This is a genomic window from Enterobacter cloacae complex sp. P38RS, assembly GCF_014930775.1.
Classification (GTDB): domain Bacteria; phylum Pseudomonadota; class Gammaproteobacteria; order Enterobacterales; family Enterobacteriaceae; genus Enterobacter; species Enterobacter bugandensis.
The window spans coordinates 62,448-83,727 of sequence record NZ_JADBRS010000015.1 but is presented as its reverse complement, the minus strand read 5'-3'; the positions used below and the strand labels follow the sequence as shown (position 1 = coordinate 83,727).

Below are 21,280 nucleotides of genomic sequence, written 5' to 3'. Positions count from 1 at the left end.
TTCGGTTCCTTGTGGTCAGCGTGATGAAGGTTCTGCTACGTTCAGCGGGCGGGGGCCGCGCCATTTACTCTGGCAGGCGGATAACGTAAAGGCAGAAATAAAGGTAAAGATCAGCGCCGTCGCCCCCATGATGATATAGGTCTGTTCAAAGCCGATGCGGTCATACATATATCCGGCAGGCGAGGAAACCACCACGTTCCCCACGTACAGCATCGCCTGATAGCCCAGTAAATACATGGTGGCGTTCACGCGCTTGTCGAAATGCTCCGCAATATATTTAAAGACCGACACCAGCAGCAGGCAAATTTCTATACCGTATAGCGGCTTGAGCACGGAAATTAACAGATGCGAGTCGCACATCCCGGAAATAATCAAACGCGCCCCGACGGTCAGCCCGACAATTAATAGCCCGCGCCTGGCGCCAATAAAGTTAACGAACAGCGGGACAACCATATACATTACGAATTCTATGCCCGACTGCACGGTGCCGAGATAGCCAAACACCGCGTTACCCTCATGAATATCGTCAAAGAAGGTGACGAAATAGCGCGAGAACTGCTGCTCGGCGATAAACATCATCCACGCCACGCCCGCCACATACAGGCAAAAAGCCCAGAACTTACGGTTACGCAGCAGGGCATACACATCTGTGGGGGCAATTTTCTCTTTGGTCAATACCGCATCGGCATGAACGGAGTTAGTGTTCACTTTCAGGCTGAGCAGGACAACCAGCATCACGATCGACGTCACGCTGCCCATAATAAAGTTATAGGTCGGTGAGAGGTTGAACAGCAGGCCGGAGAAGGACGATGCCACCGCCCAGCCGAGCGAGCCCCACATACGAATTTGCCCGAACTCCATGCCGTTTAAGCGGCTGAAGCGGTCGGAATAGGATTCACACGCCGCCACGCCCGCATACCAGGCAAAGCTTAAATAGAGCGCGCCGATAATAATCCCCAGCAAGGTGCTGGACATTAACAGCGGCTGATAGACGTAAATAAAAAACGGCGCCATCAGGGCCGACATGGCGACCACAAAATAGAGCAGATATTTGCTCATGCCGATTTTATCGAGAATATAGCCGTAGATGGGTTTGAGAATAACGGAAAATATTCCGTTCACCGCGAACACGGTTCCAATTACCGTCCCGCTGAGATTCGCTTTTTGACCCAGCCAGATCGCCAGCAGGCCAATACTCGCGGACCAGGTAAAGAAATAGAGAAAAATAAAGCTGCTGATTTTGTAATATTCGGTTCTGTTGGTTGTCGATGTATTTTTCATACCATCCTCGCCGAGGTGTAGGGTCAGAATTTTTATAACGTGAACGACAGCAGACGTTCGCCTCCAGGGTCGCGGATTACGACCCGGTTATGGTTCATATCCAGATGCGGCGCGGCCGCAACGTTCTGTTTTTCACTGGCAATGACGGCGCAGCAGAGCCAGCGCTCTCCCGGATGGAGATCGGTTTTTAAAAGCGGAATGGAGGCGCACTCCGGGAACATGATGCTGCTGTTCGGCGGCGTGACGATGCTGTCCGGGGTGCGTTCAATGAAAGGCGACAGATCGACAATCGCACTGCTGCCGTTCTCTACCGCCAGATAGCTGCCGCGCGCGCGGATTTGGTGATCCGTTTTCATCACGGCGAAACCGCCCTCCGCCGTTTGCAGCGTGCGCGCGCTGTTGATGCGGTGCAGGCGCAAATGCCACTCGCCGAAGGGGATTTGCCAGGTCTCGATGTGCACGTCGTGCCAAGGCGACCAGCCTGAATAGATGTAGTTTTCATCCACCCGCACCGCGTCGCACTCGCGACGTCCGCGGAAATAGTTATCCCCGTCCGCCAGCAGCAGCATGGAATCACAGGCCGCATGCTTCAGGCCAAAGCGCCCGCGCTCAATGGTGAAGCCAAAGCGGCTGGAGTAGGCAAATTTGGTGTATTTCGCTTCGGTGTTGACGTAGTTGTTCAGCTCTAGCTGACCGGCGGTGAGCATGGTGACGTGTTGAGAGTTCGTCGAATGCATCAGGATCTGCTGCGCGTGCGGGATGACGTGCTTCTCCGCCAGCGTGGGCAGCGGCTGTTCTTCTGCCTGCCAGAACGGATGCGTCTCCGGCAGCGCCAGAATCAGGTAGCTTTTTAGCGCCCAGTAGGGCGAGCCGGGAGAGTTATAGTCCTCACACATGGCGAGGTTCGGACAGGCAAAACCGAGGGTCAGAATGCCGTCCCGGTCGGTAATCGTCCGCTGCTGCCACCAGCGGAGATGGCGCAGGATAATGCCCTTCACAATACCCGGCGTGAACACGTCAAGTTCAGAGAAGGCAACCGCGCTCCAGAAGGCGACCATCGCAAAGCGGTAGGTCAGGCTGCGGCCAAACGGTACCGACGCGCCGTCCGCGGCGGACCAGTAGATAAAGTCCTCCGCAAACAGACGCGAGCGCTCGCGCAGCACTTCTGCCCTCGCCTCATCGCCGCTTAAAGTGGCGTAAATCAGGCCGTAGAAGTGGAACGCCATGGAGATGTAATAATCTTTCGGGCGACCCGCGCCGTCGGAATACCAGCCATCACCCAGGTAATAGGCCTCCATCAGCGCAAACCGATGGTCGATGGCGGCCTGGTCGTACGGCAGCCCGGCGCGTTTGAAGCCCAGCTGGACCATAATGGCAAAGTAGTTCCAGTTGCTGTCGGGCATCTGCGCGTCGGCAATCTGATTCAGCCACGCGCGCAGGTTCATCACCTCGCGCTCGCTGAAGCAATCGGTGAGTTTATTCCCCAGCAGGGAAAGCCCCAGACCGTAGGATGCCATCTCGACCAGACGCTGATCGTACGGATCGGTTTCGCCCCAGTAGCCCGGGCTTTGCGGATCGGTGCCGATCCTGATGGCCTGCATGTACTTCTCGCTAAACGGCGAAGCATCGCCCGAAGCCAACAGCGGAAACAGCCCCCATAGCGCGCGGGAGAGCCCCTCCATCTGCGCGATATCCGTCGCGTAGTGCGCGCAGGTATCACCCAGCGAGAACCGCGAATGATTTACCGGAAACTGCTTATCCAGCGCGCCAAGTAAGGTATTCAGAGACGCCACGACGTCCTGGCGTGAAGACAACAGATTTGATTTTTCTTCGCTTTCCGCCCGCATAGTTCCACCCTCGTCATCAACTGCGGCCAAGCATAGTGAATGCGTAAGGTGGAGAAATGTTAGCCACGTCACAGGTGAGAACGTTCGATAAACCTGCGGTTGATAAAATTTAAAAAGGTGGTTTATAAATCTCTTCTGACGGGGAAAAGTTGAGTTTTATTGCACTATGCATGACGCGCCCATAACCGATCGTCTTGAGCTCATTACCTTAAACGACACCGTAGCGTCGTTCAGCCGCCTGTTTGCTAACACGGTGCGTTACCACCACTGGCATCAGTGTCTTGAAATTCTCTATGTGGAAGAAGGGTTTGGCGTCGCGATTGTCGATAACCGTCACTACACCATGCGCCCCGGACGCCTGTTTTTCTTTCCGCCGTTCACCCTGCATAAAGTCAGGGTGGACGAACAGGCGGAAGCGATTTACCGGCGCACGATTATTCACCTCGACCACCACGCGGTGCTGAAGTGCCTGCGTGATTTTCCGCACACGCAGCAGCGGCTGGAGAAACTCTCGCGTCGCGGCTCAGAGGCATGGGTGGTTGACCTGGCACACTGCCACAGCCATGTCGATCATCTGTTCAGCTGTTATCCGCCGCCGATGAGCAGCGAAAGCATCGCCGGGCTGCTGATTAGCCTGTTTGCTATGTTGCCTGACGATCGTACCGGCGCACCGGGCAGCAGCTCGGGGATCGCCAGCCAGGTGATGTTCTGGCTGGACGAGCATTATCAGGAGAAATTCCGCCTCGACGCGCTGGCAGCGGAACTGGGCAGATCGCGCAGCTACGTGTCGCGAAAATTTCATGCGGAGACGGGGGAGAAAATCCACCACTACCTGAACACGCTCCGCCTGCGTAAGGCGTGCGAATGCCTGCTGCACAGTGACGCGAGCGTGCGGGAGATTGCTGTGCGGGTGGGATTTTCCGACGTGACCTGGTTTATCAGCGCATTTAAGAAGGGGATTGGCGAGACGCCGCTGCAGTACCGGAAGAATCATCGTGCGGTATGACACCCTCACCCGCCCCTCTCCCGCGGGAAGAGGGAGACAATCAACTGCTTTTCTTGCCCGGCTTTAGCCCACGGTGAAGCTCGTTGATGCGCTTCATCGACTTGATGGTGCGCTGCGGCTCGGTGGAGGCGACGGATAAAACAATCATCTCCAGGCACAGCAGCACCGTGCCGTGGAGCGGGATTTTGCCCTTCTCGCCGCCGCGCGGAACGTGGATCACCACGCTGGCCTCTTTGCTGAATCGCGAGTCGGTGGCATTGGTGAGCAAAATGGTGGGAATACCCAGCCGTTTCGCTTCGCGCAGCGTGGTCTGTCCTTCCCGATGCGCGGATTTTTGCGCCATCATGATCAGCACATCCCCGCGCTGGAGACCTATCAGCTGCTCGGCCAGCCCTATTCCGGTGCGGTTAAGCGGCGTGGCGGGTAGCCCCATCCGGCTGAACATCCTGGCGGTGTAGTCGGCCAAAATCCCGGATGCGCCAATCCCAAATATGGCAACCTGCCTCGCCTGCGCCAGCAGCGAGACCGCCTGCGCCATCGCGAAGCGGTTGTGGGGTTCAGACAACACCTCACAGGTGTGCTGATGCCCCTCCAGCACGAAATCAATGCTCGCATTGACGTCGCTGGTCAGCGTATTCACCGTGGTGGAGATCTTTTCGCTGGAGGTCACAACCGGGCCAAACCACTGCTCCAGCGTCTGCTTGAGATCGCGCAGCCCGGCGAAACCCAGCGCCTGGATGGCGCGAACGACGGTAGCGTCCGACGTTTTCAGCAGCGTCGCGATCTCCATTGCCGTCTGCTCCATCACCGCTTCACGATTTTCATTGATATAGCGCGCCACCTGCAGCAGGCGCGGCGTGAGCTGGTGCGACCGGGAGCGGAGGCGGTCGCCGAAGAGATCAACTTTACGGCTCATCGTGACGCCTCCGGCAGCGGACGTCCGGCAATCTGCGACTGGACCTGCGCGGCCATCAGCCCTAACGAGGCGAACGAGTTCGAGATGGCCTCTTCACGCGAGATCAGCACGTAATGTCCGGTGCGACAGGCATTCAGGAACTGACACCAGCCCGGCATCACCGCATCCATCGCCTCCAGCTCATCCTGCGGTTTGCCGCCCGTATCCCCGCGCCAGGTGGCGAAAACGAAATCCGCATCCAGCTCCGGCAGCCGCTCGGCGCTGACGTCAATGCGTCCACCTTCCGGGATGGACTCAATCAGCGGCGGGAAGGTGAACCCGGCATCACGCAGCACGCGGCCCAGCGAGTGATAGCTGTGCATGGCGTTGATTTTCCCCTGATTGGCCTGAATCACCGACACGCTCACTTTGCGGGTATCAATAGTCGCTTTCAGCGCCTGAATTTGCTCCTGATAGCGCCGCTCCAGAACCTTGAGCCGCGCCTGCGTGCCCGTCAGTTGCGCCAGCTTGCGGTAGATCTCCGGTGCGCCGCCATCGAGATGATCGATACTCACCGTCGGGGCAATTTTCTCCAGCTGTTCCACCGGGGTATTTCGCGTCGGCTCGGTAATGATCAGGTCAGGCTTTGCGGCGGCGATGGCTTCAATGTCGATATCCGCAGTGCCGATAAACTTGATGTCGGAATTATCGAAGTCGACGCCGGTCAACATGCCGCTGGAGCGCAGAAAATGGCTGCCGTCCGGCCGGGTGCGGCCATGGCTCGCCACCGGCGGCACGCCAAGCTCAATCAGCGGAATAGTGATGTCCAGGTCGTGTAGCGAGACGATCCGTTTCGGATGCACCGGCACCACCACCTTACGGTTCAGATCGTCAGTAAACGTCTGCGTCGGCTCGGTCGCGCTCGCCGCAAACCCCACCAGCAACAGCAATGAAAACAGTATGCGCATGTTAATCCCCTAAAATCTGTCCCGACGCTGCCAGAGCAGCAGCAGGAAAAACGGTCCGCCAATCAGTGAAATCACAATTCCCGCCGGCAGCTGCAGCGGGAGGAATGCCAGCCGCCCGACGTTATCCGCCAGTAGCACCAGCAGCGCCCCCAGCACGGCGCTACCCGTCAGGAGCGCCGTTTGCCCGCCGCGGAGCAGCAGGCGCGCCATGTGCGGCGCAATCAGCCCGACAAAACCAATGCTGCCCACGCAGGAGACGCAGGCTGCCGTCAGCACTACCGGGGCGAGAACCCTTAGAAGCGCCAGCCGGTTTGTGCGCACGCCAAGGCCCGCTGCGGTGTGGTTACCAAGCAGCGCCACGTCCGCAGCGCGGGCGGTAAACAGCAGCAGCGCAAACGCCGGAAGCGCCCAGGCTGCGGCAATGCAGACCAGCGTCCAGTTTGCCGCGTGGAGGCTGCCCGCCAGCCACAGCATCGCCGTCTGCACGTCGCGCACGTCCGCCGTGGTCATAAAAACGCCCATTGCGGCGGCAAAGACCCACGACACGCCGATGCCGATCAGGATGAATCGCGGACGTGAGATATCGCGCGCCAGGGCCACCACCAGCAGCGCGGTGAGCAGCCCCCCGGCCATGCCAACCAGCGGCCGCCAGGCCAGGCCTAGCGCCGGGAACTGAAATATCAGCAGCAATACCGCCGCGCTACAGCCCTCTTTCACCCCGATAAGCCCCGGATCGGCCAGGCCATTGCGGGTAATGGACTGCATTGCCGCCCCCGCCATGCCGAGCATCCCACCGCACAGCGCCGCCATCAGCAGGCGCGGCAGGCGGATATCCATCACGATGTAGCGCGTCTCTGACGTCAGGGTTTCTGGATAAAACAGCGCGCGCCCGATGGCGGAAGTGGGGATGGGCAGAGAGCCGTGCGTCAGGCCAAACCCCGTCAGCAGGCAGGCGGCCAGCGTCAGGATGACCAGACATACCAGCGCCTTTGGGCGGACCAGCGCCGAGAAGGTGCCAACGCGTAGCGCACGCAGTCCGGCGCGGTTCATTTAAACATCCTCGAGGCCATGAAGATAAAGACCGGGGCGCCAACCAGCGCGGTCATGATGCCGGTTGCCAGCTCCCAGGGCGAAAACAGCGTGCGGGCAGCGATATCCGCCAGCAGCAGAACCAGCGCCCCGCACAGGGCGGACAGCGGCACCATCACGCGCAGATCGACCGACACCAGACGGCGAACGAGCTGAGGCACCACGAGCCCGATAAAACCGATCGGCCCGGCGAGGGAGACTGCCGCACCGCAGAGCAGCGCGATAGCCATCAGGGCAAGCAGCCGCGTTTTCAGCAGCGATACGCCAAGCCCCTGCGCCATTCTGTCGCCCAGCGCCAGCATGTTGAGCGAGGGCGACAGCCAGAGCACCAGCGCAAAGCCCACGCCAGCCACCCACAGGGCAGCGGCAATCGTTTCACCGCTGACCCCCGCTAAATCCCCCGCCAGCCAGGTGCGCATGGCGAGCAGCGTCTGTTCATCGAGGATGAGCACCGTGGCGGTAATCGACGAGGCAAACGCCGACATCGCCACGCCGCACAGCGTGACCTTCATCGGCGTAAGCCCGGTGCGTCCGGACGAGGAGAACGTGAGCACCAGCAGAAACAGCGCCGCGGCTCCGGCGGCGGCAATCAGCGGGCGCCCAAACGGCAGCGTCATCCCCAGCGCGCTCGTCAGCACCACCGCCAGCGCCGCCCCGGCGTTGAGCCCCAGAATATGCGGTTCGCCGAGCGGGTTGCGGATCGTGGATTGCAGCAGCACGCCCGCCACACCGAGCGCGGCCCCCGCCACCATCGCGGCGCAGAGGCGCAGCAGTCTGAGCTTGATGATGATGTTATGGTCGAAATTGCGCGGATCGAAGTGGAGGATGGCCTCCACCACCGTTTGCGGGGCGATAAAGCGGGCGCCGATCCCCAGATGGGCAATCGCGCCGGTTGCAAGCAGCAGGGCGAACATCAGGAAAGCCAGAGAGGTGCGCATCATGGCTGTTTTGCGACCTGGCGAAACGGCATAAAGAACGGTTTACCGGTCAGCGGATTGATGGACATATGCACGTCGACATCAAACACCGCTTTAATCAGCTCCGGCGTGCAGGCGTCCCCTTCATACAGTACGCCCTCGACTTTTCCCTGGCGTAAAAAGACCAGCGAATCGCCGTAGCTCACGGCGAAGTTGAGATCGTGCAGCACCACCACCACGGTACGTCCGTGCTCGCGCGTCAGCGTATGCAGCAGTTCGAGGATCTCCACCTGGTAGCGGAGATCGAGGAACGTGGTGGGTTCATCCAGCAGGATATAGGGCGTTTGCTGCGCCAGCGCCATGGCGATCCAGCAGCGCTGACGCTGGCCGCCGGACAGGCTTTCGACGGGCATGTGGGCAAACTCGGCCGTGCCGGTCAGGCGCAGGGCCTCCTCCACCGCCTGCTCGTCCTCGTCGCTCCACTGGCGCATAACGTTCTGCCAGGGAAAACGCCCGCGCGAGACCAGTTCAAAAACGGTTAACCCTTCCGGCAGCAGCGGAGACTGTGGCAGGATGCCAAGCTGGCGGGCGACGGCTTTCGTCGGCTGCGCGTGGATCGCCTTGCCGTCGAGAACCGCCGCGCCGCCAAGCGGCTGAAGCAAACGCGCGATGGTACTCAGCAGCGTGGATTTTCCGCAGCCGTTCGCCCCCACCAGAACGGTGATTTTCTGCTGGGGGATCGCAAGGGAAATATCATCAACGATGATTTTTTTCTGATAACCGGCAGAAAGATTCTCCAGAACCAGACCCGGTTTTGTCGTGTTGTGAGCCACGTGCATGCCAATGTAATAAAAAAGGGAAACAAATATAAATAAAAATCATTCTCTTTTGAGAGTTTGAGGCCGCGCCATGTAGTAGTCAAGGGAAGAAACACCCTGAAAAAACCAGGGGTAACGGTGTGCTACTACACTGGCCGGTAAAACAATAAAGAGTTAATTTTCAATTGATTAATTGATTACCTCTGTGCTTTTCCGTTACGTTTCAGAGATGTAGCCGATTTTTAGCTTTTTTCATTTACTACTACATTTCCGCATGATTGAATGATTCTCAATTACATGTTCGATGCCAGTTCTGGCTAACGGGCAGACCATAAAGGGCAATGACTCACAGGTTCTTCCGTAAAGCACCTTCACGGATATTTTGGGATAACAGTTGTAATGGCTACGTTCACACCTTCACTCTCTGGGATAAAAGGGCGCGCGCTCTTTTCACTGCTGTTTATGGCGCCGCTGTCGCAGGCAGCAGACACCACGGCTAAAGACGGCGAAACGCTTACCGTCACCGCCGATCCAAATGCTACGGCGGAGGTCACCAACGGCTACCAGCCGCTGAATACCTCCACCGCCACGCTGACCAACATGCCGATGCTGGATATCCCGCAGGTGGTGAATACCGTCAGCGATAAGGTGCTGGCGGATCAGCACGCCACCACGCTCGATGAAGCGCTCTATAACGTCAGCAACGTGGTGCAGACCAACACCCTGGGCGGTACGCAGGATGCCTTCGTGCGCCGCGGGTTTGGCGCAAACCGCGACGGCTCGATCATGACCAACGGCCTGCGCACCGTGCTGCCGCGCAGCTTTAACGCCGCAACCGAACGCGTGGAAGTGCTGAAAGGCCCGGCCTCAACGCTGTACGGCATTCTCGATCCGGGCGGCCTGATTAACGTCGTCACGAAGCGCCCGGAGAAAATCTTCGGTGGCTCGATTTCTGCCACCTCTTCCAGCTTTGGCAGGGGCACCGGACAGGTCGATGTCACCGGTCCGATTGAGGGCACGCGCCTGGCGTATCGCCTCACGGGCGAGTATCAGGACGAGGATTACTGGCGCAACTTCGGCAACGAACGCAGCACATTTATCGCCCCGTCGCTGACCTGGTTCGGCGACGATGCCACCGTGACCGTGCTCTATTCGCATCGCGACTATAAGACGCCGTTCGATCGCGGAACGATCTTCGATCTCAACACTAAAAAGGCCGTCGACGTCGATCGCAAAACCCGCTTTGACGAGCCCTTCAACGTGACCGACGGGCAGTCCGATCTCGCTCAGCTTAACGCGGAGTATCGCCTCAACAGCCAGTGGACCGCGAGATTCGACTACAGCTACAGCCAGGATAAATACAGCGACAACCAGGCCCGCGTCATGGCCTACGATTCAAAAACCGGCACCCTGACCCGCCGGGTGGATGCAACCCAGGGCTCGACCCAGCGCATGCACAGCACCCGTGCGGATCTGCAGGGCAACGTGGATATCGCGGGCTTTTATAATGAGATCCTCACCGGCGTGTCGTATGAAAATTACGATCTGCTGCGCACGGACATGATGCGCTGTAAGAACGTCAAAGGTTTCAATATCTATAATCCGGTTTACGGCAAACTCGACGAGTGTACAACCGTCTCCGCCGCTGACAGCGACCAGACGCTCAAGCAGGAGAGCTACTCGGCCTACGCCCAGGATGCCCTGTACCTGACGGATAAATGGATCGCCGTCGCCGGGCTGCGCTACCAGTATTACACTCAGTACGCGGGCAAAGGTCGTCCGTTTAACGTCAATACCGATAGCCGCGACGAGCAGTGGACGCCGAAGCTGGGGCTGGTTTACAAACTGACGCCAGCAGTCTCGCTGTTTGCCAACTATTCGCAGACGTTTATGCCGCAGTCGTCCATTGCGAGCTACATTGGCGACCTGCCGCCGGAAACCTCAAACGCGTACGAAGTAGGCGCAAAGTTCGATCTGTTCGACGGCATTACCGCCAATATCGCGCTGTTTGATATTCACAAGCGCAACGTGCTGTATACCGAAAGCATTGGGGGCGAAACCATCGCCAAAACCGCGGGCCGCGTGCGCTCTCAGGGCGTGGAGGTGGATCTTGCCGGGTCACTGACCGAGAACACCAATATTATCGCCAGCTACGGCTATACCGACGCGAAGGTGCTTGAAGACCCGGACTACGCGGGCAAACCGCTGCCGAACGTGCCGCGCCACACCGGCTCACTCTTCCTGACGTACGATATTCATAATGCGTTTGCCGGGAATACCCTGACGCTCGGCGGCGGCGGGCACGGCGTAAGCCGCCGCTCGGCGACCAACGGCGCGGATTATTATCTGCCGGGCTATTTCGTGGCGGATGCGTTTGCGGCGTATAAGATGAAGCTGCAGTATCCGGTGACGCTGCAGGTGAACGTGAAGAACCTGTTTGATAAGACCTACTACACGTCGTCGATTGCGACCAACAACCTGGGCAACCAGATTGGCGACCCGCGCGAAGTGCAGTTTACGGTGAAGATGGAGTTTTGATGTAAAAAAGCCCGGTGGCGCTAATGCTTACCGGGCCTACGATCCATTCCCTCTCCCTGTGGGAGAGGGTTAGGGTGAGGGCATCAGGCCTCAATATCCGCCATATCCCCTTTCTCCTGCAGCCAGTTACGTCGGTCTTCCGAACGTTTCTTGGCGAGGAGCATATCCATCACGGCGTTGGTTTGCTGTTCGTCTTCGTCGCTGATCGTCAGCTGCACCAGGCGGCGCGTGTTCGGATCCAGCGTCGTTTCGCGCAGCTGCATCGGGTTCATTTCGCCCAGCCCTTTAAAGCGCTGCACATTTGGTTTGCCCTTCTTACGCTTAAGCTGCTCCAGCACGCCCGCCTTCTCTTCTTCCGTCAGCGCGTAGTAAACCTCTTTGCCGAGGTCGATACGGTAGAGCGGCGGCAGCGCCACGTGGACGTGACCGTTTTTCACCAGCGTGCGGAAGTGCTTCACAAACAGCGCGCACAGCAGCGTGGCGATGTGCAGACCATCGGAGTCCGCATCCGCGAGAATGCAGATCTTGCCGTAGCGCAGCTGGCTCAGATCCTCGCTGTCCGGATCGATGCCGATCGCAACGGAGATGTCGTGCACTTCCTGCGAGGCCAGCACTTCGTCTGAAGAGACTTCCCAGGTGTTCAGGATCTTACCCTTGAGTGGCATGATCGCCTGATATTCACGATCGCGCGCCTGTTTGGCCGACCCACCCGCCGAATCCCCTTCCACGAGGAACAGCTCGGTGCGGTTGAGATCCTGCGCGGTGCAGTCCGCCAGCTTGCCCGGCAGCGCAGGGCCGCTGGTCAGCTTTTTACGCACCACTTTCTTCGCGGCACGCAGACGACGCTGGGCGCTGGAGATGGCCATTTCAGCCAGCATCTCAGCCGCCTGAACGTTCTGGTTCAGCCACAGGGTAAACGCATCTTTCACCACGCCGGAGACGAACGCCGCGCACTGGCGCGATGACAGACGTTCTTTGGTCTGACCGGCAAACTGCGGATCCTGCATCTTCACGGAGAGCACGTAGGCGCAGCGGTCCCAGATATCTTCCGCCGAGAGCTTCACGCCGCGCGGCAGTATGTTGCGGTATTCGCAGAACTCACGCATCGCGTCCAGCAGTCCCTGACGCAGGCCGTTGACGTGGGTACCGCCGAGCATGGTTGGGATCAGGTTAACGTAGCTTTCCGTCAGCAGCTCGCCGCCTTCCGGCAGCCACAGCAGCGCCCAGTCCACCGCTTCGGTATCACCGCTAAAGTTACCGACAAACGGTTTTTCCGGCAGCGTCGGCAGGCCGTTTACCGCTTCGCACAGGTAGTCGTTCAGGCCATCGGCGTAGCACCAGGTCTGCTCGGTGTTGTTAACGTGATCTTTAAAGGTAATTTCCACGCCCGGGCACAGTACCGCTTTGGCTTTCAGCAGGTGCGTCATGCGAGAAACGGAAAAGCGCGGGCTGTCGAAGAAGCTTTCGTCAGGCCAGAAGTGGACGCTCGTGCCGGTGTTGCGTTTAGCGCACGTGCCGACAACCTGCAGGTCCTGCACCTTCTCGCCGTTTTCAAACGCGATGTTGTACACCTGACCGTCGCGACGGACGTTCACTTCCACGCGTTTGGACAGGGCGTTCACCACGGAAATCCCCACGCCGTGCAGACCACCGGAGAACTGATAGTTCTTGTTGGAGAACTTACCGCCCGCGTGCAGACGGCATAGAATCAGCTCAACGGCAGGCACGCCCTCTTCCGGGTGGATGTCCACCGGCATGCCGCGACCGTCGTCGATGACCTCCAGCGACTGATCGGCGTGCAGGATGACGTCAACGCGTTTGGCATGGCCCGCCAGCGCTTCGTCCACACTGTTATCAATAACTTCCTGGCCCAGATGGTTCGGGCGCGTCGTATCGGTATACATCCCCGGGCGGCGGCGAACCGGCTCAAGCCCGGTGAGTACCTCAATGGCATCAGCGTTATAGGTTTGCGTCATGATTTAAACTAGCAATTCGCATTGATTGTCAGTGGCTGTGCAGTCCAAGAAAATCGACAATCTGGGTGAAATGATCCTCAAAGCCCGTGAAAGCATGGTTTCCGCCCTCTTCTATAGTCTGGCGGCAGGAGGCGTAATACGCCACTGCCTGGCGGTAATCCAGCACTTCATCACCCGTCTGCTGCAGCAGCCAGATGAGATCCGGCGCTTCAAGCGGGTCGACCTGCATAACTTTGAGATCGTAAATATGGCGTGACTCTAGCACATATTGCTGCCCGGTGTAGGGGTTCTCGTTTTCGCCAAGAAAGTCCCTCAGCAGCTCAAATGGCCGTACCGCCGGATTAACCACAACGGCGGGCAGCATAAAGCATTGTGAGAGCCAGGTGGCATAGTACCCGCCCAGCGATGAGCCGACTACGCCAAAGGATTCACCGCCGTGTTCAAGCACGATCGATTCGAGCATTTCCGCCGCCTCCGCCGGGTACGGCGGCAGCTGCGGGATAATCATCTCAACGTGGGGGTGATGCTCGCTCAGCCACTGGCGAAACTGCGTCGCTTTTGCGGAGCGCGGCGAGCTGTTGAATCCGTGCAGATAAAGGAGCGTAGACATCAGTAGCCTTCTGAAGCGGTATCCGGGCGGAACTCTGCGCCTGCCAGACGGCAGACTTCCGTGGTCAGCGTGCCGTCGGCATGCAGTTCCAGCCAGCGCCAGCCTGGCGCGATGGTATCCAGCGTAAAGTTGGCGCAGTGCGGCTTAAACTGCACACAGGTTGACGGCGTCGCCAGCATGCGACGTCCGTTCCAGTCGAGATCCTGTTCCTGATGGATGTGTCCGCACAGCAGGTGTTTCACGCGCGGGTATTTCGCCAGCACGCTATCCAGCGCCGCGGAGTTACGCAGGCTGTGCTGATCCAGCCAGCTACAGCCTGCCGGCAGCGGATGATGATGGAGCAACAGCAGCGTATGACGTTCAGGTTCGGCAGCCAGTTTGGTCTCCAGCCAGTCGAGTTGAAACTCGCTTAATTCACCGTGCGGGACGCCAAATACCTGGCTGTCCAGCAGCAGGATCTGCCACTGTTCACCCGCAAATACGCACTTCGCCGGAGAAATCCCCGCATCCTGAAGGGAGCTGTACATTGCGGGCTGGAAATCGTGGTTTCCGGGCAGCCAGACGCAAGGCACGCTAAAGCTCGCGATGCCTTCAGCAAAATGCTGGTAGGCCGCGGAGGACTGGTCCTGCGCCAGATCGCCCGTTGCGACAATCAGGTCGCAGTCGCGATGTTCAGCGTGAATGGCGCTCAGTACCGCCTGATAACTCTCCCAGGTATTAACCCCCAGCAAAGTTTCATGCTTTTCGGCAAAAAGGTGGGTATCGGTGATTTGTAATATCCTGACTGGCGCCCCACCAGCAACAGTCAGGTTCAACAGGCTTTCCAAATGGTGTCCTTAGGTAGGTTTATGACGCTAACAAACCGGAATCGCCATTGCTCCATGTGCTAAACAATATCTTAGCCAGTCGGCTAAAAACTGGTTAATTTGATGCTTTTCGTCGCGTTGATGCAACTTTTTATTCGGATAATCATACCGCGCCTTGAAGCGAAAGATCTGCTGACTTGAACACACTTCAGCGACCATCGCGTCATGATAGAGACGCACCGTCATTGACGGCAGGCTCCAGTAGCTGATGCTGGGCGCTGTTTGTTCTATTTCCACCAGCGTAGTGTAGCGCGTTGATTCTGTTATCGTTAACCGATACTGCGCGTTGCTCACCTGATAGCTTACCGTTTCGCCGGGTGCGTCGTTTCTCGGCAGCAGGCGGCGCAGCTGTGCGAAATTGGTTTCGCACAGGCGCATCATTTCTGGGAAGTCAGGCGTATAGCGCTTCATTTTTTCCACTCGTTTCGTAATGTCTGATAATGCAGCTGCAGCCATTGCAGGGCGATGACAGACGCTGCGTTGTCGATTTTCCCCTCTTCTACCCACTGATAAGCCTGTTCCCGGCTCACCACATGAACCCGAATATCTTCGTTTTCATCAGCCAGACCGTGAATACCTTCTGCGGTCGTGGCGTCCACTTCGCCCACCATAATGGATAAGCGTTCGCTGGTGCCACCCGGACTCGCCAGATAGCTCAACACTGGTTTTGTGCGGCCTACCACCAGCCCGGCCTCTTCCAGCGCCTCGCGACGGGCGACGTCTTCAACCGACTCGCCCTCTTCGATCATCCCTGCCACCATCTCCAGCAGCCACGGGCTTTCACTGGTGTCATACGCGGCAATGCGGATCTGCTCCACCAGCACGACTTCGTCACGCACTGGGTCAAAGGGTAGCAAGACAGCCGCATGCCCGCGCTCAAAAATTTCACGTCTGATTTCGCCGCTCATTTCACCGTTGAACAGGCGATGCCTGAAACGGTAAAGATCCATCGAAAAAAAACCGCTATAAAGCGTTTCTCGTGCAATAATTTCTACATCGTTTTTGGCGAATGTCACGGGCAACTTTTCTGGTTTTTGCATGAGTCGAGTCCTGGTAGCAATGGTGATGAAATTATGAATTTCAAGGCTGTTTGGCTGCCGTTTGTAAGGCTATATGGTAGATTGGTGCAAATTACCGCCAGATGGCACGTAACGCCAACCTTTTGGTGTGGATGATTCTGTTAGAATCGGCAATTATTTTTTAATTAGATCAGCGCTAATACTGCTTCACAACAAGGAATGCAAATGAAGAAATTGCTCCCCATCCTTATCGGCCTGAGCCTGACGGGCTTCAGTGCAATGAGCCAGGCGGAAAACCTGTTACAGGTCTACCAGCAGGCACGTCTGGGCAACCCTGATTTACGTAAATCAGCGGCCGATCGTGATGCTGCGTTTGAAAAGATTAACGAAGCGCGTAGCCCACTGCTGCCGCAGTTAGGTTTAGGTGCAGATTATACCTACAGCAACGGTTTCCGCGACGCTAACGGCGTTAACTCCAATGCTACCAGCGCCTCACTGCAATTAACACAGACGCTGTTTGATATGTCCAAATGGCGCGCCCTGACCCTGCAGGAAAAGAGCGCGGGCATCCAGGATGTGACCTATCAGACCGACCAGCAAACGCTGATCCTGAATACTGCCACCGCGTACTTCAACGTGCTGAGCGCCATTGACGCGCTCTCCTACACCGAAGCGCAGAAACAGGCGATCTACCGCCAGTTGGATCAAACCACCCAGCGCTTCAACGTGGGTCTGGTGGCGATCACCGACGTGCAGAACGCCCGTTCACAGTACGACACCGTGCTGGCCAACGAAGTGACCGCGCGTAACAACCTCGACAACGCGCTGGAATCCCTGCGCCAGGTCACCGGGAATTACTATCCTGAGCTGGCTTCCCTGAACGTCGACAGCTTCAAAACGGATAAGCCGCAGGCCGTTAACGCCCTGCTGAAAGAGGCGGAAAACCGCAACCTGACGTTGCTGCAGGCGCGTCTGAGCCAGGACCTGGCCCGCGAGCAAATTCGTCAGGCGCAGGACGGCCATCTGCCAACCCTGAGCCTGAGCGCGTCCACCGGCGTTTCTGACACGACCTACAGCGGCTCTAAAACCAATTCTGCCCAGTATGACGACAGCAATATGGGTCAGAACAAAGTGGGCCTGAGCTTCTCTCTGCCGCTGTACCAGGGCGGTCAGGTAAACTCTCAGGTGAAACAGGCGCAGTACAACTTTGTTGGCGCGAGCGAGCAGCTGGAAAGCGCGCACCGCAACGTGGTGCAGACCGTGCGTTCGTCCTTCAACAACGTGAACGCGTCTATCAGTAGCATCAACGCCTATAAACAGGCCGTTGTGTCTGCACAGAGCTCACTGGACGCGATGGAAGCCGGTTACTCCGTTGGTACCCGCACCATCGTTGACGTGCTCGACGCGACCACCACGCTCTACAACGCGAAACAGCAGCTCTCCAGCGCACGTTACCAGTACCTGATTAACCAGCTGAACATCAAGCAGGCTCTGGGTACGCTGAACGAGCAAGACCTGCAGATGCTGAACAGCGCGCTGGGCAAACCGGTCTCTACCTCGCCGGACAGCGTTGCGCCGGAGAACCCGGAGCAGGTTGCCGCCGTTGATAACTTCAACGCTAACGGCAGCGCCCCTGCCGCACAGCCAGCGGCCGCGCGTAGCACGGCACCTGCAAGCAGCGGTTCTAACCCGTTCCGTAACTAAGAGTGTTATCACGCCCTCTCTCACCGGGAGAGGGCGCAGCTGAATCACACCCGAACGTAAGCCAACGTAAAGATCCCCCTGATTCCGCCCCTCTTCGCTTCATTTTCAACCACTCATCCACTATCCTGAGCGTTATTACCACTGGGTCCTGGAAGACAAACATGAAACGGACAAAAACGATTAACCACGCGTCGTTCCGCAAAAGCTGGAACGCACGCCATCTCACCCCTGTTGCGCTGGCAGTAACCGCGGTCTTTATGCTGGCAGGCTGTGAGAAAAACGACGAAACGGTTTCGCTGTATCAAAACGCGGACGATTGCTCCGCCGCAACCGGCCAGACAGCAGAATGTAAAACCGCCTACACCAACGCCCTGAAAGAAGCGGAACGCACCGCGCCGAAATACGCCTCACGCGAAGACTGCGTGGCGGAATTTGGTGAAGGACAGTGTCAGCAGACGCCAGCTCAGGCAGGTACTGCGCCGGAAAATCAGGCGCAGGCGCAGTCCAGCGGCAGCTTCTGGATGCCATTAATGGCAGGCTACATGATGGGCCGCCTGATGGGCGGCGGTGCGGGCTATCAGCAGCAACCGCTGTTTAGCTCGAAAAACCCGGCCAGCCCGGCTTATGGTCAATATACCGATGCCAGCGGCAAAGGCTATGGCGCAGCGACCCCGGGCCGCACCGTGACCGTCCCGAAAACCGCGATGGCGCCGAAGCCTGCGACCACCAGCACCATCACCCGCGGTGGGTTCGGTGAGTCTGTGGCGAAACAGACCAGCATGCAGCGTAGTGCAACAGGCACTTCCACTCGCTCAATGGGCGGCTGATCATGGAACGAGTCGGTATTACCGAGCGCCCGGACTGGCGCGAAAAAGCTACTGAATACGGTTTTAACTTCCACACCATGTACGGCGAGCCGTACTGGTGTGAAGATGCTTACTACAAACTGACGCTCGACCAGGTGGAAAAACTGGAAGAGGTGACGGCCGAGCTGCACCAGATGTGCCTGAAGGTGGTGGATAAAGTCATCGACAGCGACGAGCTGATGACTAAATTCCGTATTCCGAAGCACACCTGGAGTTTCGTCCGTCAGTCGTGGAAAACGAATCAGCCTTCGCTTTACTCTCGCCTCGATCTGGCGTGGGATGGCGTGGGTGAGCCGAAGCTTTTAGAAAACAACGCGGATACGCCGACCTCTCTTTACGAAGCGGCATTCTTCCAGTGGATTTGGCTGGAAGATCAGATGAACGCCGGAAACCTGCCGGAAGGTAGCGACCAGTTCAACAGCCTGCAGGAAAAGCTGATTGAGCGTTTCGCCGAACTGCGGGAGCAGTTTGGCTTCAATCTGCTGCATCTTGCCTGCTGTCGCGACACGGAAGAAGACAGGGGCACGGTTCAGTATCTGCAGGACTGCGCGGCCGAAGCGGAAGTGGCGACTGAATTCCTCTATATCGAGGATATCGGCCTGGGGGAAAAAGGTCAGTTTACGGATATGCAGGATCAGGTGATCAGCAACCTGTTCAAGCTCTATCCGTGGGAATACATGCTGCGTGAAATGTTCTCCACCAAGCTGGAAGACGCGGGCGTGCGCTGGCTGGAACCGGCGTGGAAGAGCATTATCTCCAACAAAGCCCTGCTGCCGATGCTGTGGGAGATGTTCCCGAACCACCCTAACCTGTTGCCAGCTTACTTTGCCGAAGATGAGTTCCCGCCGATGGAGAAATACGTCGTTAAGCCTATCTTTTCCCGCGAAGGCGCGAACGTCTCCATTATCGAAAACGGTAAAACGCTGGAAGCGGTTGAAGGGCCGTACGGTGAAGAAGGGATGATCGTCCAGGAGTTTTATCAACTGCCGAAGTTTGGCGACAGCTATACGCTGATCGGCAGCTGGCTTATTAACGATCAACCTGCCGGGATTGGTATTCGCGAAGATCGCGCGTTGATTACGCAGGATCTGTCACGGTTCTATCCGCATATTTTTGTTGAATAAAACTTGCCCGGTGGCGCTACGCTTACCGGGCATGTTTTTACCCCACCTGCACCGACAGCATACTCAAACTGCCCATCTCAATGCCGTCAACCGGAATGGTAACCGGCTCCTGACCGTCCCATGCACCTAACACATACAGCAGCGGCAGGAAGTGTTCCGGCGTCGGGTTAGAGAGCGAACCGCCTTCGTGATCCAGATAGTTCACTAACGGATGCTTCTCAACCGGGCCTTGCCAGGTCAGGTTCGCTTTGACGTAGGCGTTAAAAGCGCTCGCCCACGGGTATGGCGTGTTCTCACCGTGCCAGCGCGCCGTACGCAGGTTATGCACCACGTTGCCGCTTGCCACCAGCATGATGCCCTCATCACGCAGGGTCGCCAGTTTGCGGCCCATTTCCAGATGCCAGGCCGCCGGTTTAGTGCTGTCGATACTTAACTGCACCATCGGAATATCTGCATCAGGGTACATCTTAATCAGTACACCCCACGAGCCGTGGTCAAAGCCCCAGGCTTCTTTATCCAGCGCCACTGGAACAGGTGCGAGCAACTCTACCAGCCGCTGTGCCAGCGCAGGCGAGCCGGGAGCCGGATAATGCGTATCATACAGCGCCTGCGGGAAGCCGCCGAAATCATGAATGGTTTTAGGCGCTTCCATGGCCGTCACGCCGGTACCACGGGTAAACCAGTGCGCAGACACCACCACAATCGCCTTCGGACGCGGCAATGTCTCCCCCAGATGACGCCAGGCGCGGGTATAAACGTTGTCTTCCAGAACGTTCATTGGGCTGCCGTGGCCTAAAAACAGTGCAGGCATACGAGAAGAAGACATGGTGGTATCCTTAGAGAAGGTATCAATTTGATGGTTCTACATTACGCGCATTCAGGTGAAGATAAACGCAGATAACCGTGAAGATCATCATCAGGAAATTTGAACGTAAGATATCCCTTAAGGAGAGTGCATGTCAGTACCCTTAATTTTGACCGTGCTTGCGGGTGCCGCGACCTTTATCGGTGCGTTCCTCGGCGTGCTCGGGCAAAAACCGTCTAATCGTCTTCTGGCGTTCTCGCTGGGCTTCGCCGCTGGGATCATGCTGCTTATCTCGCTGATGGAGATGCTGCCAGCAGCGCTTCACACCGAGGGAATGTCTCCGGTTCTGGGCTACGGCATGTTCATCGTTGGTCTGCTGGGCTATTTTGCGCTCGACCGTATGCTGCCCCACGCCCACCCTCAGGATTTGATGCAAAAAAGCGTTACTCCAATCCCCGGCAACATCAAGCGCACGGCGATCCTGCTGACGCTGGGTATCAGCCTGCACAACTTCCCGGAAGGTGTCGCCACGTATGTCACGGCCAGCAGCAATCTGGAAATGGGATTTGGTGTCGCGCTGGCGGTAGCCTTACACAATATTCCTGAAGGACTTGCCGTGGCCGGGCCGGTTTATGCCGCAACGGGTTCAAAACGTACTGCCGTCTTCTGGGCGGGGATTTCCGGGATGGCCGAAATTCTCGGCGGCGTGCTGGCGTGGCTGATCCTTGGAAGCCTCGTCTCCCCTGTCGTGATGGCGGCGATTATGGCTGCCGTGGCCGGGATTATGGTTGCGCTCTCTGTCGATGAGCTGATGCCGCTGGCGAAAGAGATCGATCCTAACAATAATCCCAGCTACGGCGTGCTGTGCGGCATGTCGGTGATGGGGTTAAGCCTGGTGCTGCTGCAAACGGCAGGTATAGGCTGACACGGATGCCCTCATCGATGAGGGCA

At 57.8% G+C, this 21,280-nt stretch carries 19 protein-coding genes; 6 read left to right on the top strand and 13 right to left on the bottom strand.

Features of this window, described 5'->3' with window-relative positions:
• Nucleotides 1–15: 15 nt before the first annotated feature.
• Both IM303_RS16975 and IM303_RS16970 read right to left on the bottom strand, forming a co-directional pair.
• A complete protein-coding gene (locus IM303_RS16975; protein ID WP_193360110.1) occupies nt 16–1,281 on the bottom strand; it encodes an oligosaccharide MFS transporter in 1,266 nt (421 codons plus the stop codon).
• 32 nt (nt 1,282–1,313) lie between these two features.
• A complete protein-coding gene (locus tag IM303_RS16970; protein ID WP_049000620.1) occupies nt 1,314–3,128 on the bottom strand; it encodes a DUF2264 domain-containing protein in 1,815 nt (604 codons plus the stop codon).
• A gap of 166 nt (nt 3,129–3,294) precedes the next feature.
• Here IM303_RS16970 and IM303_RS16965 point away from each other — a divergent pair, with 166 nt between their 5' ends.
• Nucleotides 3,295–4,134 carry an AraC family transcriptional regulator gene (locus IM303_RS16965; protein WP_049000618.1) on the top strand — a complete coding sequence of 280 codons (840 nt, stop codon included), beginning with the start codon at nt 3,295–3,297 and terminating at the stop codon, nt 4,132–4,134.
• Between the two features lie 40 nt (nt 4,135–4,174).
• On the opposite strand, the gene IM303_RS16960 is transcribed toward IM303_RS16965, so the two are convergent.
• Genes IM303_RS16960 through IM303_RS16940 form a run of 5 tightly spaced genes read right to left on the bottom strand, consistent with a single transcriptional unit; the run spans nt 4,175 to nt 8,836 of the window.
• Nucleotides 4,175–5,050, bottom strand: coding sequence for a MurR/RpiR family transcriptional regulator (locus IM303_RS16960; protein ID WP_049000616.1), 876 nt, complete (start codon nt 5,048–5,050; stop codon nt 4,175–4,177).
• The gene (locus IM303_RS16955) at nt 5,047–5,997 is read right to left on the bottom strand and encodes an iron-siderophore ABC transporter substrate-binding protein (RefSeq protein WP_193052552.1); all 951 of its coding nucleotides are present in this window, start codon (nt 5,995–5,997) and stop codon (nt 5,047–5,049) included. The genes IM303_RS16960 and IM303_RS16955 overlap by 4 nt, the downstream gene beginning before the upstream one ends.
• 9 nt (nt 5,998–6,006) lie before the next feature.
• The gene (locus IM303_RS16950) at nt 6,007–7,047 is read right to left on the bottom strand and encodes an iron ABC transporter permease (protein WP_150145055.1); all 1,041 of its coding nucleotides are present in this window, start codon (nt 7,045–7,047) and stop codon (nt 6,007–6,009) included.
• On the bottom strand, nt 7,044–8,027 hold the full coding sequence (locus IM303_RS16945) for an iron ABC transporter permease (RefSeq protein ID WP_193360109.1): 984 nt from the start codon (nt 8,025–8,027) through the stop codon (nt 7,044–7,046). The genes IM303_RS16950 and IM303_RS16945 overlap by 4 nt, the downstream gene beginning before the upstream one ends.
• Nucleotides 8,024–8,836, bottom strand: a complete 813-nt coding sequence (locus tag IM303_RS16940) for an ABC transporter ATP-binding protein (RefSeq protein ID WP_193360108.1) — start codon at nt 8,834–8,836, stop codon at nt 8,024–8,026. The genes IM303_RS16945 and IM303_RS16940 overlap by 4 nt, the downstream gene beginning before the upstream one ends.
• A gap of 384 nt (nt 8,837–9,220) precedes the next feature.
• On the opposite strand from IM303_RS16940, the gene IM303_RS16935 reads away from it, so the two are divergent.
• Nucleotides 9,221–11,359: a TonB-dependent siderophore receptor gene (locus IM303_RS16935; protein WP_193360107.1), complete on the top strand. Its 2,139-nt coding sequence runs from the start codon at nt 9,221–9,223 to the stop codon at nt 11,357–11,359.
• An 83-nt stretch (nt 11,360–11,442) separates the two neighbouring features.
• Here the strand turns inward: IM303_RS16935 and parE are convergent, their stop codons facing one another.
• The 5 genes from parE to nudF are packed head-to-tail and all read right to left on the bottom strand — an operon-like array spanning nt 11,443 to nt 15,851.
• Nucleotides 11,443–13,335, bottom strand: coding sequence for a DNA topoisomerase IV subunit B (parE, locus tag IM303_RS16930; RefSeq protein ID WP_193360106.1), 1,893 nt, complete (start codon nt 13,333–13,335; stop codon nt 11,443–11,445).
• A gap of 28 nt (nt 13,336–13,363) precedes the next feature.
• Nucleotides 13,364–13,945: an esterase YqiA gene (gene yqiA / locus IM303_RS16925; protein ID WP_041908103.1), complete on the bottom strand. Its 582-nt coding sequence runs from the start codon at nt 13,943–13,945 to the stop codon at nt 13,364–13,366.
• On the bottom strand, nt 13,945–14,772 hold the full coding sequence (gene cpdA / locus IM303_RS16920; RefSeq protein ID WP_028014441.1) for a 3',5'-cyclic-AMP phosphodiesterase: 828 nt from the start codon (nt 14,770–14,772) through the stop codon (nt 13,945–13,947). Before cpdA ends, yqiA begins: the two co-directional genes overlap by 1 nt.
• 27 nt (nt 14,773–14,799) lie before the next feature.
• Nucleotides 14,800–15,222 (bottom strand): DUF1249 family protein, encoded by a 423-nt coding sequence (locus IM303_RS16915; RefSeq protein WP_003862516.1) that lies wholly within the window; start codon nt 15,220–15,222, stop codon nt 14,800–14,802.
• Nucleotides 15,219–15,851, bottom strand: a complete 633-nt coding sequence (gene nudF, locus IM303_RS16910) for an ADP-ribose diphosphatase (protein ID WP_028014443.1) — start codon at nt 15,849–15,851, stop codon at nt 15,219–15,221. Before nudF ends, IM303_RS16915 begins: the two co-directional genes overlap by 4 nt.
• A gap of 204 nt (nt 15,852–16,055) precedes the next feature.
• On the opposite strand from nudF, the gene tolC reads away from it, so the two are divergent.
• From tolC to IM303_RS16895, 3 genes are all read left to right on the top strand, one after another.
• A complete protein-coding gene (gene tolC / locus IM303_RS16905; RefSeq protein WP_028014444.1) occupies nt 16,056–17,534 on the top strand; it encodes an outer membrane channel protein TolC in 1,479 nt (492 codons plus the stop codon).
• Nucleotides 17,535–17,695: 161 nt separating this feature from the next.
• Nucleotides 17,696–18,361, top strand: coding sequence for a DUF1190 family protein (locus IM303_RS16900; RefSeq protein ID WP_049000611.1), 666 nt, complete (start codon nt 17,696–17,698; stop codon nt 18,359–18,361).
• A gap of 2 nt (nt 18,362–18,363) precedes the next feature.
• Nucleotides 18,364–19,524, top strand: coding sequence for a glutathionylspermidine synthase family protein (locus IM303_RS16895; protein ID WP_047364600.1), 1,161 nt, complete (start codon nt 18,364–18,366; stop codon nt 19,522–19,524).
• 37 nt (nt 19,525–19,561) lie between these two features.
• On the opposite strand, the gene ygiD is transcribed toward IM303_RS16895, so the two are convergent.
• On the bottom strand, nt 19,562–20,350 hold the full coding sequence (gene ygiD, locus IM303_RS16890; RefSeq protein ID WP_048959959.1) for a 4,5-DOPA dioxygenase extradiol: 789 nt from the start codon (nt 20,348–20,350) through the stop codon (nt 19,562–19,564).
• A 130-nt stretch (nt 20,351–20,480) separates the two neighbouring features.
• On the opposite strand from ygiD, the gene zupT reads away from it, so the two are divergent.
• Nucleotides 20,481–21,254 (top strand): zinc transporter ZupT, encoded by a 774-nt coding sequence (gene zupT / locus IM303_RS16885; RefSeq protein ID WP_028014448.1) that lies wholly within the window; start codon nt 20,481–20,483, stop codon nt 21,252–21,254.
• Nucleotides 21,255–21,280 lie beyond the last annotated feature (26 nt).